Here is a 14,978-nt window from a genome sequence, read left to right as displayed (position 1 = left end):
AGTCCACGTGACCTCGGTCAGCCTGGGAATGCCCGCAGCACCGCCGCCCGTCCTTGCCCCGCGCCGCAAGACGCGCCAGATCAAAGTCGGTTCGGTGGGAGTAGGCTCGGATTCCCCCATCAGCGTGCAGTCGATGACCACCACGCCCACCACCGACATCAACGCCACCCTGCAGCAGATTGCGGAACTTACCGCCTCGGGCTGCGACATCGTGCGCGTTGCATGCCCGTCAGCCGATGATGCCGAAGCATTGCCCATCATTGCCCGCAAGTCCCAGATTCCGGTCATCGCGGACATCCACTTCCAGCCCAAGTACGTCTTCGCTGCCATCGAAGCCGGCTGCGCGGCCGTTCGGGTCAACCCCGGCAACATCCGCAAGTTCGATGACCAGGTGAAGGAAATCGCCGCGGCCGCCCGGGACCACGGAACCTCCATCCGCATTGGCGTCAACGCCGGCTCGCTGGAACCGGGAATCCTCAAGAAGTACGGCAAGGCCACCCCCGAGGCCCTGGTTGAATCTGCAGTCTGGGAAGCCTCCCTGTTCGAAGAGCACGGCTTCCACGATTTCAAGATCTCGGTCAAGCACAACGACCCCGTGATTATGGTGGCCGCCTACGAGATGCTCGCCGAAAAGGGCGACTGGCCCCTCCACCTCGGCGTGACCGAGGCCGGTCCGGCATTCCAGGGAACCATCAAGTCCGCCACCGCCTTCGGCGCACTGCTCTCCCGGGGCATCGGCGATACCATCCGCGTCTCCCTCTCGGCCCCGCCCGTTGAGGAGATCAAGGTGGGAAACCAGATCCTGCAGTCACTGAACCTGCGGCCCCGCAAGCTCGAAATCGTGTCCTGCCCGTCCTGCGGACGCGCGCAGGTGGACGTCTACACGCTCGCCGAGCAGGTCACAGCCGGCCTGGAAGGCATGGAGATCCCGCTGCGCGTCGCCGTCATGGGCTGCGTGGTCAACGGACCGGGCGAGGCACGCGAAGCCGATCTCGGCGTCGCTTCCGGCAACGGCAAGGGACAGATCTTTGTGAAGGGTGAAGTCATCAAGACTGTGCCGGAGAGCCAGATTGTTGAGACACTGATCGAAGAGGCCATGCGTATCGCGGAAGAGATGGGGGAGGCCGATGGCGAAGATGCTGTCAAAGGTGGCCCCGTGGTTAGCGTCTCGTAAGGACGAGCCGGACCCGCCGGGGATATCCGTCCGCACCCTGGACGGGGGCGACACCGCAGCGCTCAGGCTTTTGGCTGAGCAGGACCGTGTGGCCAACGTGTTCATCCTCGCGCATTTACGCACTGCCGGTACTGCCGCTCCCACCAGCGGCGGTGCCGGCATCGTGGGTGTTTTCGATGACGGCATGCTGGTTGGTGCCTGCTGGGCGGGCGCCAACCTGGTCCCCGTCCAGCTCGACCCGGCCTTCGCGCCGCTGGTGGCCGAAGCCGCCAACCGTTCCGGCCGGCGCTATGCGTCGGCTTTCGGCCCCGCGGATGCGGTGCTGGCCCTTCATGGGGAACTTGCTGAACTGGGCCACCGCGCCCACGAGATCCGCCCGGACCAGCCCCTGATGGTGATCGACGGGCCGGCCGACGTTCCGCCCAACCCGGGCTTGGGACTGGGCGAACTCGCAGACTTCGAGCGCATCCTGCCCGCCTGCGCCGCCATGTTCGAAGAGGAAGTGGGCTACTCGCCGTTCCTGGGCGGCCGGGAGTTCTACAGCCGCCGGGTCGAAGGGCTGATCCGGCAGGGCTATTCGCTGGCCCACCTCAACGAAGCCAAGGAAGTGGTCTTCAAAGCCGAGCTCGGCGCGGTCACTGCCGATGTCACCCAGGTCCAGGGGGTCTGGATGAATCCGCTGTACCGCGGGAAGGGCCTGAGCTCCGGCTATATGTCCGCCGTCGTGGAACAGGCGCAGAAGATCGCACCGCTGACCAGCCTTTACGTCAACGGCTTCAACGTCAGGGCCAGATCCACTTATGAACGTGTCGGCTTCCGCCAGGTGGGCACGTTCGCTACAGTTCTCTTCTAGCGGCCCGAAGCAGGGCCGTATGTGGACTTGGGGGAAAATTGAAGACTTCTGTGCTGGGTACGTTTGCGGTTTCTGCGGTTCTCGTCATCGGTGTTTCAGCCTGCGGAGGCACCTCGGCACCCGAGGGCGACGCTGCCTCGGCGGGGAGCTCTGCCTCAGCCGGAGCATCGGCGGAAACAACCACTCCCTCGCCAACCCCTACGCCGGACAAGGCGTACACCAGCGAGGAGCTTGCCGGGGTTGTGGGCGAGGTGCGGGACTCGGCAGACCGGCGGCTGACACCGGTCCCCGGCGACCAGCTGACCGCCACGGTGCAGCAGTCCAAGGACCTGATGTCCTCCATCGAGGTAGAGCCGGCGGAATGCAAGGATCTTGCGGCCTCCAGCACGGTACCGTCCATGGACGGGGCGGCAATTGCCATGGGCCTCAGCACGGACGCCGCCTCCGGTATGGTCACCGCCCTGTCCCTCATGTCGGGACTGGACCAGGCCGCGCTGGCGAAAGTCTCCGACCCCTCGGAGCAGTTGGAGAAGTGCTCGAACATGGTCATGACCGCCTCGGGCGTCAAGGTGGCGGTTGCCATCACCCGCATCGATGGCGTCAGCGGGGTTGAGGGAACCACCGCGTTCCGCACCGAAACGACACTGCCTAACGGCCAGGTCCAGTCGGTTACCACTGCCCAGGCTGTCCACCACGGCGTGGTGCTGACCGCCGTCGCATCCGGCGGAACAGACGGTGCGGGTGCCCAGGAGCAGGCAGGGTCGCTCCTTGATTCCGCGGCAGCCCTCATCAAGTAGGCCGCCCGGCGGCGTACTGTCCGGCTTTTCTTCCGGGCAATAGCCCGCCACGGAAGAATTTACTTGTCAACGTGCCCGCCATCACATAGGTTCGATCTAGCTGCGCTGAGTGGAGTGGGCGGTCTCACCAGTCCTCACCTGTAATAAGGCGATAACGGCGTTGAGCCACGCCCGGATGCAATGACCAGCCCTATTGGGGGGCCAGGGGCTTTGCACAACCGGGCGTGGCTCTACTGTTTCCGGGCGAGGCGCGCTGTGCCGGTAGATTGGTATGCAGACGAATTTGTCCGGCCCTGCTGATCCAGCACTTTTCCAGAAACGGATACCACCCGTGGTCCTTAGAATGTCCCAGCTTTTCCTGCGCACCCTGCGTGAAGATCCCGTCGATGCAGAGGTGGCCAGCCACAAACTGCTGGTCCGCGCCGGCTACATCCGCCGCGCGGCTCCCGGGATCTACACCTGGCTGCCACTGGGCCTGAGCGTACTCCGCAAGGTGGAGCAGGTCATCCGTGAGGAAATGACCGCCATCGGTGCCCAGGAAGTCCACTTCCCGGCCCTGCTGCCGCGTGAACCCTACGAGGCGACCAACCGCTGGACCGAATACGGCGAGGGGCTGTTCCGGCTGCAGGACCGCAAGGGCGCCGACTACCTCCTGGCCCCCACGCACGAGGAAATGTTCACCCTCCTCGTGAAGGACCTGTATTCCTCCTACAAGGACCTGCCCCTCAGCCTGTACCAGATCCAGAACAAGTACCGCGACGAGGCACGTCCCCGGGCAGGCCTCCTCCGGGGCCGCGAGTTCATCATGAAGGATTCCTATTCCTTCGACGTGGACGACGCCGGCCTGGACGCCAGCTACGCGGCCCACCGGTCCGCCTACCTCAAGATCTTCGCTCGGCTCGGCCTTGATGTTGTCCCCGTGGCAGCCACCGCCGGCGCCATGGGCGGCTCCCGGAGCGAGGAGTTCCTGTTCCCCACGGAAATCGGCGAAGACACCTTTGTCCGGTCTACCGCGGGTTACGCAGCCAACGTCGAAGCCGTCACCACCGTGGTGCCCGAGGACATCGACTTCACGGGTGCGCCTGCGGCCGAGGTCCTGGACACCCCTGATACACCCACCATTGAGACCCTGGTCAACGCATCCAACCAGATCGCGCCCCGGGCCGAGGCCGACGGCGGCGCCTGGACTGCCGCTGACACGCTGAAGAACGTTGTCCTCGCCGTAACGCTGCCCACCGGTGAACGCCAACTGGTGGTCATCGGCCTTCCCGGCGACCGTGGCGTGGACCTGAAACGCGTCGAGGCCAACATCGGCGCGTTCCTGCCGATGGCCGGCGAGATCGGACTCGAGCAGGCCGGTGAGGAGGACCTTAAGAAGCAGCCCCTGATCGTCAAGGGTTACTTGGGCCCCGGACTGTCGCTGGACGCCCCGCTCCTCGGCTCCGAAGGGGCCACCAAGCTGCTGTACCTGGTGGATCCGCGGGTGGTCAGCGGCACCAGCTGGATCACCGGCGCCAACGAGGCCGGCAAGCACGTCTTCGGCCTCGTTGCCGGCCGCGACTTTACCTGGGACGGCGTCATCGAGTGCACCGAGGTCCGCGCCGGCGACCCCGCACCGGACGGTTCCGGCCCCCTGGAAACGGCACGGGGCATCGAAATGGGCCACATCTTCCAGCTCGGCCGCAAGTACGCCGCAGCCCTGGACCTCAAGGTGCTGGACCAGAACGGCAAGCAGGTCACGGTCACCATGGGTTCCTACGGCGTCGGCGTCACCCGTGCGGTGGCTGCGCTGGCCGAGGCCAACCATGATGCCAAGGGCCTCACCTGGCCGCGCGCCGTGGCACCTGCCGACGTCCACGTCGTCGCGGTGGGCAAGGGCGAGGACATTTTCGCCGCCGCTGAGCAGCTGTCCCTGGGCCTCGAAGCCGCCGGCCTTGACGTCATCTACGACGACCGCTTCAAGGTGTCCCCGGGCGTGAAGTTCGGTGACGCCGAACTGCTGGGCGTGCCCACCATCCTTGCTGTCGGCCGCGGGCTGGTGGACGGCGTCGTGGAGATCAAGGACCGCCGCACCGGAGAGGCCGAGAACGTCGCGGTGGACAAGGCTGTTGACTACGTGGTCAACGCCGTCCGCAACAGCTGATCCCGGGCGTGGACTTCGGTCTTGAGCATCTCCAGCTGACCACCCTCATCCTCATCGTCCTGGCCGGCTTCGGTGCCGGCTGGGTCGATGCGGTGGTGGGCGGGGGAGGGCTGATCCAGTTGCCCGCGCTGCTGCTGGTCCCGGGCATCACGCCGGTGCAGGCGCTGGCAACCAACAAACTGGGTTCGATTTTTGGGACAACCACCAGTGCCGTCACCTATTACCGCCGGGTGGGGCCGGACCTGAAGACGGCGCTGCCCATGGCGGTGATTGCCCTCGCCGGGAGCTTCGGCGGCGCGATCCTGGCGGCCAACCTGCCCGCCAGCGTCTTTAAGCCGATCATCGTCGCCGCGCTGGTCGCCGTCGCGCTTTTCACGGCACTCAAGCCCAACGTCGGGGACATTACGGCGCTGCGGCACGACGGCCACAAGCACTACGTCGTGGCCTGCCTGATCGGTGCGGTCATCGGTTTCTATGATGGCCTGATCGGTCCGGGCACCGGATCGTTCCTTGTCATCGCGCTGGTATCGGCCATGGGCTACGCGTTCCTGGAGGCCAGTGCCAAGGCCAAGATCGTGAACATGGCAACCAATGCCGGTGCCCTCATGTTCTTCCTGCCGCACGGCTCGATCCTGTGGGGACTCGGCCTGCTGCTGGGCATCGCCAACATGGCCGGCGGCTACCTTGGCGCACGGACCGCGGTCAAGCAGGGAAGCCGGTTCGTCAGGGTGGTATTCCTGGTGGTGGTGGCCGCCCTGATCGTTAAACTCGGGTTTGACGTGTGGCAGGAAAACTTCGCCTGACCGGCCCCGCCCCGGCATGGTCCGGACCCCGCGGCGGCACCCCTCGTCGCTGCCCGGGACAGCGCGTAGCATGCAGGTATGTCACACGGCGACGACGCCTACGGGCCGGCCCTGGAAGCGGCCGCCAGGCACGCCACGGCCTGGCTGGACAGCCTTCCCGGCCGGCATGTGGGCCCGGCCGTGCAGGCGCATGACCTCACGGACGTGTTCGGCGGAAGCCTCCCGGACCAGGGCCTCCCAGCGGAAGATGTGGTGGACTTCCTGGCCCGGGCTGCCGAACCCGGTCTCATGGCGATGCCCTCCAGCCGTTTCTTTGGCTGGGTCATCGGCGGAACCCTGCCCGCGGCGCTGGCCACGGACTGGCTGGTCAGCGCCTGGGACCAGAACGCCGGGCTGCGCTACGCCACCCCTGCCATGGCTGCCATCGAGGAAGCCGCCGGGACGTGGCTTGTGGACCTGCTGGGATTGCCGGCGGGCTCCGACGTCGGGTTCGTGACCGGCGCCACGATGGCCAACTTCACCGGCATGGCCGCGGGGCGGTGGCGGCTCCTTGCCGACGCCGGCTGGGACCTGGACCGCGACGGGCTGGCGGGCGCGCCGCGGATCCGCTGCATCGTGGGCCGTGAACGGCACGACACCGTGGACCTGGGACTGCGGTACCTGGGGCTGGGCCAACCGGCCGTGGTCGAGGCCGACAGCCAGGGACGGATGATTGCTGACGCCCTGGACGCAGCACTGGGAGCCGGCAGCGGGCCGGCGCTCGTCTGCCTGCAGGCCGGGAACCTCCATTCCGGTGCATTCGACCCCTTTACCGAGGCCATCAGGGTGGCCAGGAAACACAACGCCTGGGTGCACGTCGACGGTGCCTTCGGGCTGTGGGCGGCAGCATCGCCGGAACTGCGGCATCTGACGGATGGATTCGACGGCGCCGACTCGTGGGGGACTGATGCCCACAAGACGCTGAACGTCCCCTACGACTGCGGCATCGCCATAGTCCGTGACGCCCCGGCCCTGCGTGCGGCCATGGGGCTGCATGCGAGCTATCTAGTGCACGATGCCGAGGGGCCGGGCGATCCGTTCGAAAAGGTGCCCGAACTGTCCCGGCGGGCCCGGGGCGTCCCGGTGTGGGCGGCACTAAGGAGCCTGGGCAGGACCGGCGTTGCCGCACAGGTCAACGGGCTGGCCACCGCAGCCGCACGGATCGCTGCGGGGCTGCGGGGCATCGACGGGGTCGAAGTACTCAATGACGTGCAGTACACCCAGGTCAGCCTGTCATTCGGCGACGACGACACCACCCGGGCCGTGACCGCCCGCATCATCGCGGATGGCAGGGTGTGGATGTCCGGCTCCCGGTGGCGGGACCGGGACATCCTTCGCGTCTCTGTCAGTAACTGGCGGACCGGCGCTGACGACGTTGCAACAGCTGTGGACGCGGTCAGGTCCGCCCTCCAGGCCGTGCGGGCGCACTAACGGCTTGCCTGCAACCCGGTGAAGCAACCCGTCACTCAGCCGAGCGTTCCGGACCCACTGTCCTGCCCCGGTTCAGGCAGCAAACGGGCCGGCGGCAACCCCGGCAGCGTCCGTCCCGCCAGCGTGCTGGCCACCCAGAGGGACCGGGCAAGGTCGCCCCGGTGGTGGGGTTCGGCCGCATACCAGAGGGCATTCGCCACCTCCCGGACGACCGCCCACTGCCGGGCTGCCTCCGGGTCCAGTCCTGCCGCGGTACTGAATTCTTCACAGCGGCGCCGCAGCGCCGCCTCCGGACCGTCCGCCGGCAGGTCGTACAGCCGGTTCCACAGCAGCGGAGCGACGGCGAACTCGGCCTCGCCGATCAGCGGCTGCGGGTCGATCGCAACGTACCGTCCGGCCGGCTGTCGGCTTCCGGGCCGCCCGGTGTCGGGACGGGCCAGGATGTTCAGGAAGTGCAGGTCAGTGTGGACCAGCACTTCACGGGCGGAGCGGCGGCCCACAGCGCCGCGGGTCTGGCAGACCTCAAGGGCAGCCTCGAGCAGCCACCGCGGAAAGGGCCGGCCCAACCGGTCCCAGTCCGCGGGAAACTCATCGCTCCACTGCTCGGCGCGGGCCGCGATGTGTTCGAAGGCGCTCCAATCCGGCCGGGCGTCGGGCACCAGGCTGAGCTGCCGGACCAGGCCGCCCCACACTGCTGCCGCCTCGTCCAGCGGCACGACGTTGAGGGAGGCGCCCGCATCCAGCCGTTCCAGGAGCATGGAGCACGTTTGCCCATCCCGCTCCAGCAGGCCCACGGCACCGCGACCGGCCCACAGTGCCAGGGCCTGGGGCTCGCCGAGTGCTTCGTCATGGGGGTAGGCGACCTTGAGGGCGGCCGGCGTGCCGTCCTCTCTCAGCACGGGCACCACCACAGCGCCATGGCCGCTCCAGGGCAGGGCCCCTGGAAGGAGGGCGGACGCCAGGTTCCACTGTTCCATCCGGCCGGCAATCAGGCCCGGCAGCGAGGCAAGCCAGGCCCGCCCGGAACTGCTTCGCCGATACCTGGCGGCGAGTTCGGACGGGACGGGCACGCTCGTTGCTGGAGTCATCGGCATCAGCCTAGTGTCTGCAGGGCGGGCTAACCGCCGGCCGGTAGCGCGGGCAACATGGCGGTATCCAGGACGATGCCCGGCACCGGGCCCGGCTCAGCGCCCCAACGGGCGGTCCGGGCAACAGCGGATTCAAGCATCGAGAGAGCCCACGCCCGGTCCGTGCCCTCGGTCAAGGCAACCAGGTCGCCGTAAACGGGCAAAGCAGCTGCCTCGAGCGTGCCCAACCCCGTGGCCGGCGCGCTCAGAAATTCTGCGTCCAGGGCGTATCCCGGCGGCTGCGGCCGGGGCGCCTGGCACGCCAGCCGGAGGCGGTTTTCGGTTTCTTCCGCGACGGCCCGGTGCTGCCGGAGGAATTCCGACGCCGGCACGACATCTTCCGCAGCCAGGCGCGGCATGGCTGCCTGGTAGCCGTAGGCCGCCTTCTGCTCAGCCTGCAGCACGGCCGCAAGCGCGGCCCCGGCAGTTCCCGCTTCGACAGTTTCTCCGGCGGCACCCTCTGCGGAAAGACTGCCGCTTGCGGGCGACGCTCCTCCCGGTGTTGCGCCCAGGGGCGCGGCGGTGGTGCCAGGTGCCGCGAACGGGCAATCCGCCGTCAGCGGCGTGGGGGCGGAGCCGGCCTGCTGGCCTGAACCTGCGGCCGCGTCCGCCTGGTCCGCGGCAGCCCCCGTGACTGCGCCCGGCTCACCGGCGGCTGCGGCCAGTTGCCGGGCGGCCAGCAGCTGTGCGGTCCCCGCACCCGCGAGCAGGCGCGCCATCCCGCCGTCGGCCTCCTGCGCATCCTTGAGCCGGCGGGAACCGCTGGCGGCCAAGGCCCTGGCCAGATCCACGGCATTGGGAGCAGCAGCCGGCGCCGGGGACCCCGACGCCGTTGGGTGGGTTGTCGCGGACGGGCCGGGCGACGTGGAGGGGCGGGCCGATGGTGACGCCGGCGAACCCGCCGGCAGGAAGGCGCGGGCCTGGAGAGTCAGCAACGTCACAACCGCCTGCGCGGGACGCCCCGCAACGCCGTCACCTGCCCCCGGGGCGGCAAGGTCCAACCCTGCCGCCCGCAGTGCCAAGGCGTCTTCCAGGGCAGCCGCGCGGGCCTGATCGGTGAACGTCGGCGGGGCCGGAGCGGGCTGCTCGCCCGGAATGACGGCGAATCCAAGGCTGAGGACCAGCAGGGCTGCCAGCGAAAAGACGGCGTACCGCACGTAGCGCATCCGCGGTTTTCTTTCCTGGCTGTCGTCTTTCACAACAGACCATGGTGTCACGGCGGAAGGGGATCCGGGTGCACCACTGGACCGGTAAAATGGCTACGCTAGTACACACCACATCATCTATAAGGGAGGCGGCCGGCATCGTGAGCAATGCAGAAGCCCAGGCTTCATCAGACCACACCGCACCGGGGAAGGCTGATTCCGCGCAGGCCCACAACCCGGAAGCCGACCGGCTCCGGGCCCTCCTTGAACCGTCCGTCCTGGCCAACCGGCTGTACCTCGAGGACGTCACCATCAACGTTGCCGGCTCCCACCGGGTGCTCCACGTCGTGGTGGACCTGCCTCAGGAAGAAACCGGCGGCGTGAGCCTCGATGTCATCGCTGACATCTCTAAGGTGCTCTCGGATGTCCTCGATACAGATCCCGGCGCCGACACCCGCCCGTACGACCTCGAAGTCTCGTCACCCGGCGTCGGCCGCCCCCTGACGGAACCGCGCCACTGGCACCGCGCCAAAGGCCGGATTGCCAGCGTCAAGGTCATCCAGGGTGAGAACATCACCGGACGCATCCAGTCGGTGGATGACGGGGGAGTCACCCTGGTACCGGAAATCGCCGTCAAGAAGGGCATGAAACCCAAGCAGGGCGATCCCGTAAAACTTCCTTTCGACAGGATCCGCACCGGAAAAGTCGAGATCGAATTCAGCCACCTTTCGGAAGATGGCCTGGAACCAGAACACAATGGACCTTCCGAGGAGGCCTGATGGATATTGACATGAGCGCACTGAGACTTTTGGAGCGTGAGCGTGAAATTCCGCTGGACCTCCTGATTCCCACCATTGAGCAGGCGCTGCTGGTGGCCTATCACAAGTCGCCCGGCGCCTTCGAAAAAGCCCGTGCAGAGCTTGACCGCAAGAGCGGCCACGTGACCATCTGGGCTGTTGAAATTGACGACGACGGCGCCCCGATCGGCGAGTTCGAAGACACCCCCGCGGGCTTCGGCCGCATCGCTGCCAGTACCGCCCGCCAGATCATCCTGCAGCGCCTGCGCGACGTTGAGGATGACAACGTACTGGGCGAGTTCAAGGGCCGCGAAGGTGAGCTGGTATCCGGCACCATCCAGCAGGGCAACAACCCGCACATGATCCAGGTGAACCTCGGTTCGCTGGAAGCGCTCCTGCCGCCGCCCGAGCAGGTGCCGGGGGAGAAGTACATCCACGGCAACAGGCTCCGCGCCCTCGTCATCGACGTCCACCGCGGAACCAAGGGTCCGTCCGTCACGCTGTCCCGCTCCCACCCGGGCCTCGTCCCGCAAGCTGTTTGAACTGGAGGTCCCGGAAATCGCGGACCACTCAGTGGAGATTGTGGCACTGGCACGCGAAGCAGGGCACCGGACCAAGATCGCCGTGAAGGCCAACGCATCCGGCATCAACGCCAAGGGCGCCTGCATCGGTGAGATGGGTTCCCGCGTCCGCGCCGTCATGACGGAGCTCAACGACGAAAAGATCGACATCGTTGACTTCAGCGAGAACCCGGCGACGTTCATCGCCAGCGCCCTCTCGCCGTCGCGCGTGAATTCCGTCACCATCACCGACGAAGCAACCCGCTCGGCGCGGGTGGTGGTCCCCGACTACCAGCTGTCCCTGGCGATCGGCAAGGAAGGCCAGAACGCCCGCCTCGCCGCCAAGCTGACCGGTTGGCGTATCGACATCGTTTCCGACGCCGCAGCGCCGAAGGAAAACTGAAGCACTTTCAGCGCCCCGTCCCAGGTGGCCTGCCACACCGTGGCAGGCCACGGGTTCGGGCAGAACGGCCCGAAGGGGCTAGAATAGACAGGTCCGCGCCTAACGGCCGGCAGTAGTGCGCCTTCGCGTGCCCGTTCCGCAACAGCGGCACAGGACCTGCGTGGGCCAGCAGATATGAACGTCAGGACGATCACCGTGGCAGCAACACCTACCAGCGGAAATCGGCCGGAACGTACCTGCATCGGCTGCCGGAAGAAAGGTCCGCAGACTGAGTTAATCCGGCTCGTCGCCGGCGGCAGCGGTTCATCCGCTGTCCTGGTGGATGAACGACGCCGGATGGCTGGCCGGGGTGCATGGCTGCATCCCAGCGAATCGTGCCTTGCCCTGGCGCTCAAACGGCGGGCATTCGGACGTGCCCTTCGGGGCGTAACCGAAACCGCCGACGTCGAACGCCGGATCAAGCCAGGCCCGGCCTCCGCAGGCGCCCCGGTGGCTGCAGCACCAACCGTCCAACCTGAAAGCGGGTCAGAAGTCTGATGGAAACCCGATGAGTTCCCAGCGATGAGTGCGTAACGATGACAACTTTGTTGCGCTCTGCAATGGGCCCTTCCGCACCAACCGCGGCCAGGGTCCGCAGTAAGAAGTAGACGGTTCGTACCTGGCTCGGTGCGGACCGAGACAGGAGAAATGTGGCCAAGGTCCGCGTACATGAGCTCGCCAAAGAGCTCGGTATCACTTCCAAAGATGCAGTAACAAAACTGCAGGAACTGGGCGAATTCGTTCGCTCCGCCTCTTCCACCATTGAGGCCCCCGTCGTGCGGAAGCTGCGTAACGCCTTCCCCGACGCCGCCAACAAGGCTGCGGCACCTGCCGCTCCCAAGGCACCCGCCCCCGCGGCGGAATCACGCCCGGCAGCTCCGGCTCCCGGCCCCGCCGCGCCCAAGGCTCCGGCCCCCAAGGTCGAGGCACCGGCCCCCGCTGCTCCGGCAGCTCCGGCAGCTTCCGCTCCGGCGGCACCCCAGGCGTCGTCTGCGGCACCCGCGGCTCCGTCCACGGGCGCCAAGCCCGGTGCCCGTCCCGGCCCCAAGGCTGAGACTCCCGCCCCCGCACCCCGCCAGGGCGGCTCTTCACAGGGTTCCTCGGCACCCCGTCCCGGCGGCCCCCGTCCGGGCAACAACCCGTTCGCCACCTCGCAGGGCATGCCCCGCGGCCGTGGCGGCGACGGTGACCGTGCACCCCGTCCGGGCAACAACCCCTTCGCAACTTCCCAGGGCATGCCCCGTCCCGGCCGCAGCGACGGAGAACGCCCCGGCGGTCCCCGTCCCGCGGCAGGCGCCGGTGGCCCCCGTCCCGGTGGTCCGCGTCCCGCTCCCGGTGCAGGTGGGCCCCGTCCCGCAGCAGGTGCCGGTGGCCCCCGTCCCGGCGCACCGCGCCCCGGTGGTCCCCGTCCCACTCCGGGCATGATGCCCAACCGCACTGAGCGTCCCGCACCTGCCGGTGCAGGACGTCCGGGCGCCGGCGGACGCGGTCCGGGGCGCCCCGGCGCACCCGGCACCGGTGGTCCCGGTGGCGGCGGCGGTGCTCCCGCCGGCGGTGGCTTCGGCAAGGGCGGCCGCGGTCGCGGCGGTACCCAGGGTGCCTTCGGTAAGGGCGGCGCAGGCCGCGGCAAGCAGCGCAAGTCGAAGCGCGCAAAGCGCCAGGAACTTGAGCAGATGAGCGCACCGTCGCTGGGTGGCGTGAGCGTACCCCGCGGCGATGGCAACACTGTGATCCGCCTGCGCCGAGGCTCGTCCATCACGGACTTCGCCGACAAGATCGAGGCGAACCCCGCCGCACTGGTCACCGTGCTGTTCCACCTCGGTGAAATGGCCACTGCCACCCAGTCGCTGGACGAAGACACTTTCGCGCTCCTCGGCGAAGAACTGGGCTACAAGCTCCAGGTTGTCTCCCCCGAGGACGAAGAGCGCGAACTGCTCTCCACGTTCGATATCGACGTCGAGGCCGAGCTTGAGGCCGAAGGCGACGAAGAACTCGAACCGCGTGCTCCCGTGGTCACCGTCATGGGCCACGTTGACCACGGTAAGACCCGGCTCCTGGACGCCATCCGCAACTCGGATGTCGTGGCCGGCGAACACGGTGGCATCACCCAGCACATCGGTGCCTACCAGATCAGCCACGAACACGAAGGCGTCGAGCGCGACATCACCTTCATCGATACCCCGGGCCACGAAGCGTTCACCGCCATGCGTGCCCGTGGTGCGAAGGTCACCGACATCGCCATCCTCGTGGTGGCAGCCGATGACGGTGTCATGCCGCAGACCGTTGAAGCACTCAACCACGCCCAGGCGGCCAACGTGCCGATCGTCGTGGCAGTGAACAAGATCGACAAGGAAGGCGCCAACCCTGACAAGGTCAAGGGCCAGCTGACCGAGTACGGCCTGGTTCCCGAGGAATACGGTGGCGACACCATGTTCGTTGAGGTCTCTGCCCGCCAGAACCTCAACATCAACGAGCTGATCGACGCTGTGCTGCTGACCGCAGACGCCGCACTGGACCTCCGGGCCAACCCGGATAAGGCCGCCCGCGGTATCGCGATCGAAGCGAACCTGGACAAGGGCCGCGGTGCGGTTGCCACCGTCCTGGTGCAGTCCGGAACGCTGGCAGTCGGCGACACGATCGTGGCAGGCACGGCCCACGGCCGCGTCCGCGCCATGTTCGACGAAGACGGCGAAGCACTCGACGTGGCACTGCCGTCCCGCCCCGTCCAGGTCCTCGGCCTGTCCAACGTGCCGCGCGCCGGTGACACCTTCCTGGTGACCTCCGACGAGCGGACCGCCCGCCAGATCGCCGAAAAGCGTGAAGCAGCTGACCGCAACGCCCAGCTCGCCAAGCGCCGCAAGCGCATCAGCCTCGAAGACTTCGACCAGGCAGTGGCCGACGGCAAGATCGACACCCTCAACCTCATCCTCAAGGGTGACGTGTCCGGTGCCGTGGAAGCCCTCGAAGACGCCCTGCTCAAGATCGACGTCGGCGAAGGCGTGCAGCTGCGCGTCATCCACCGCGGTGTGGGTGCCATCACGCAGAACGACGTCAACCTGGCAACAGTGGACAGCGCCGTCATCATCGGCTTCAACGTCAAGCCCGCCGAGCGGGTTGCCGACCTGGCAGACCGCGAAGGCGTCGACATGCGCTTCTACTCCGTCATCTACGCAGCAATCGATGACATCGAAGCAGCGCTCAAGGGCATGCTCAAGCCGGAATACGAGGAATTCCAGCTTGGCACCGCCGAGGTCCGCGAAGTCTTCCGCTCTTCCAAGTTCGGAAACATCGCCGGCTCGATCGTCCGCTCCGGCATCATCCGCCGCAACACCAAGGCACGGATCAGCCGCGACGGCAAGATCATCGGCGACAACCTCACCATCGAGACGCTCAAGCGCTTCAAGGACGACGCCACCGAGGTCCGCACGGACTTCGAATGTGGTATCGGTCTTGGCTCGTACAACGACATCACCGAAGGTGACATCATCGAGACCTTCGAGATGCGCGAAAAGCCGCGCGTCTAAGTTGGTCGAGCTGTAACAGAAGGTCGGGGCCGTTGGATTTTTCCGGCGGCCCCGCCCCTTCGCCGGGCGGTTTTCGATCTTCGACCGCAAACCGCCCGGCTCCGACAGGCCCGATGCCACTCCCAGGCCGCCGGAAAAAATCC

General features: G+C 67.3%; 11 protein-coding genes and 1 pseudogene. 10 read left to right on the top strand and 2 right to left on the bottom strand.

What is annotated here, in order from left to right:
- Positions 1-7 precede the first annotated feature (7 nt).
- The 6 genes from ispG (at position 8) to QE394_RS02000 (ending at position 7,240) form a co-directional block, all read left to right on the top strand.
- Positions 8-1,174 (top strand): flavodoxin-dependent (E)-4-hydroxy-3-methylbut-2-enyl-diphosphate synthase, encoded by a 1,167-nt coding sequence (gene ispG / locus QE394_RS02025; protein WP_015936629.1) that lies wholly within the window; start codon positions 8-10, stop codon positions 1,172-1,174.
- On the top strand, positions 1,137-2,027 hold the full coding sequence (locus QE394_RS02020) for a DUF4081 domain-containing GNAT family N-acetyltransferase (RefSeq protein ID WP_056083415.1): 891 nt from the start codon (positions 1,137-1,139) through the stop codon (positions 2,025-2,027). Before ispG ends, QE394_RS02020 begins: the two co-directional genes overlap by 38 nt.
- Before the next feature lie 38 nt (positions 2,028-2,065).
- On the top strand, positions 2,066-2,824 hold the full coding sequence (locus tag QE394_RS02015; RefSeq protein WP_349033611.1) for a hypothetical protein: 759 nt from the start codon (positions 2,066-2,068) through the stop codon (positions 2,822-2,824).
- A 331-nt stretch (positions 2,825-3,155) separates the two neighbouring features.
- Positions 3,156-4,967 carry a proline--tRNA ligase gene (locus tag QE394_RS02010; protein WP_349033610.1) on the top strand — a complete coding sequence of 604 codons (1,812 nt, stop codon included), beginning with the start codon at positions 3,156-3,158 and terminating at the stop codon, positions 4,965-4,967.
- Between the two features lie 8 nt (positions 4,968-4,975).
- Complete coding sequence (locus QE394_RS02005) at positions 4,976-5,770, top strand: TSUP family transporter (protein WP_056083406.1); 795 nt, start codon at positions 4,976-4,978, stop codon at positions 5,768-5,770.
- A 78-nt stretch (positions 5,771-5,848) separates the two neighbouring features.
- Positions 5,849-7,240, top strand: coding sequence for a pyridoxal-dependent decarboxylase (locus tag QE394_RS02000; protein WP_349033609.1), 1,392 nt, complete (start codon positions 5,849-5,851; stop codon positions 7,238-7,240).
- 35 nt (positions 7,241-7,275) lie between these two features.
- On the opposite strand, the gene QE394_RS01995 is transcribed toward QE394_RS02000, so the two are convergent.
- Complete coding sequence (locus QE394_RS01995) at positions 7,276-8,328, bottom strand: aminoglycoside phosphotransferase family protein (protein ID WP_349033608.1); 1,053 nt, start codon at positions 8,326-8,328, stop codon at positions 7,276-7,278.
- Positions 8,329-8,357: 29 nt separating this feature from the next.
- Positions 8,358-9,566, bottom strand: coding sequence for a DUF4439 domain-containing protein (locus QE394_RS01990; RefSeq protein WP_349033607.1), 1,209 nt, complete (start codon positions 9,564-9,566; stop codon positions 8,358-8,360).
- Positions 9,567-9,673: 107 nt separating this feature from the next.
- Between QE394_RS01990 and rimP the strand changes: the two genes are divergently transcribed.
- The 4 genes and pseudogenes from rimP (at position 9,674) to infB (ending at position 14,835) form a co-directional block, all read left to right on the top strand.
- The gene (rimP, locus tag QE394_RS01985) at positions 9,674-10,291 is read left to right on the top strand and encodes a ribosome maturation factor RimP (RefSeq protein ID WP_261619626.1); all 618 of its coding nucleotides are present in this window, start codon (positions 9,674-9,676) and stop codon (positions 10,289-10,291) included.
- Positions 10,291-11,272: pseudogene (gene nusA, locus QE394_RS01980) on the top strand (transcription termination factor NusA). The gene rimP and the pseudogene nusA overlap by 1 nt, the downstream one beginning before the upstream one ends.
- A 174-nt stretch (positions 11,273-11,446) precedes the next feature.
- Positions 11,447-11,809 carry a YlxR family protein gene (locus QE394_RS01975; protein ID WP_261619628.1) on the top strand — a complete coding sequence of 121 codons (363 nt, stop codon included), beginning with the start codon at positions 11,447-11,449 and terminating at the stop codon, positions 11,807-11,809.
- Positions 11,810-11,961: 152 nt separating this feature from the next.
- Positions 11,962-14,835, top strand: a complete 2,874-nt coding sequence (infB, locus tag QE394_RS01970; RefSeq protein WP_056083385.1) for a translation initiation factor IF-2 — start codon at positions 11,962-11,964, stop codon at positions 14,833-14,835.
- The last annotated feature ends 143 nt before the right edge of the window (positions 14,836-14,978 follow it).

This window comes from Pseudarthrobacter sp. SORGH_AS 212 (assembly GCF_030818145.1).
GTDB lineage: Bacteria > Actinomycetota > Actinomycetes > Actinomycetales > Micrococcaceae > Arthrobacter.
The sequence above is the reverse complement of the archived record's forward strand: the minus strand, read 5'-3'. Positions and strand labels throughout refer to the sequence as shown.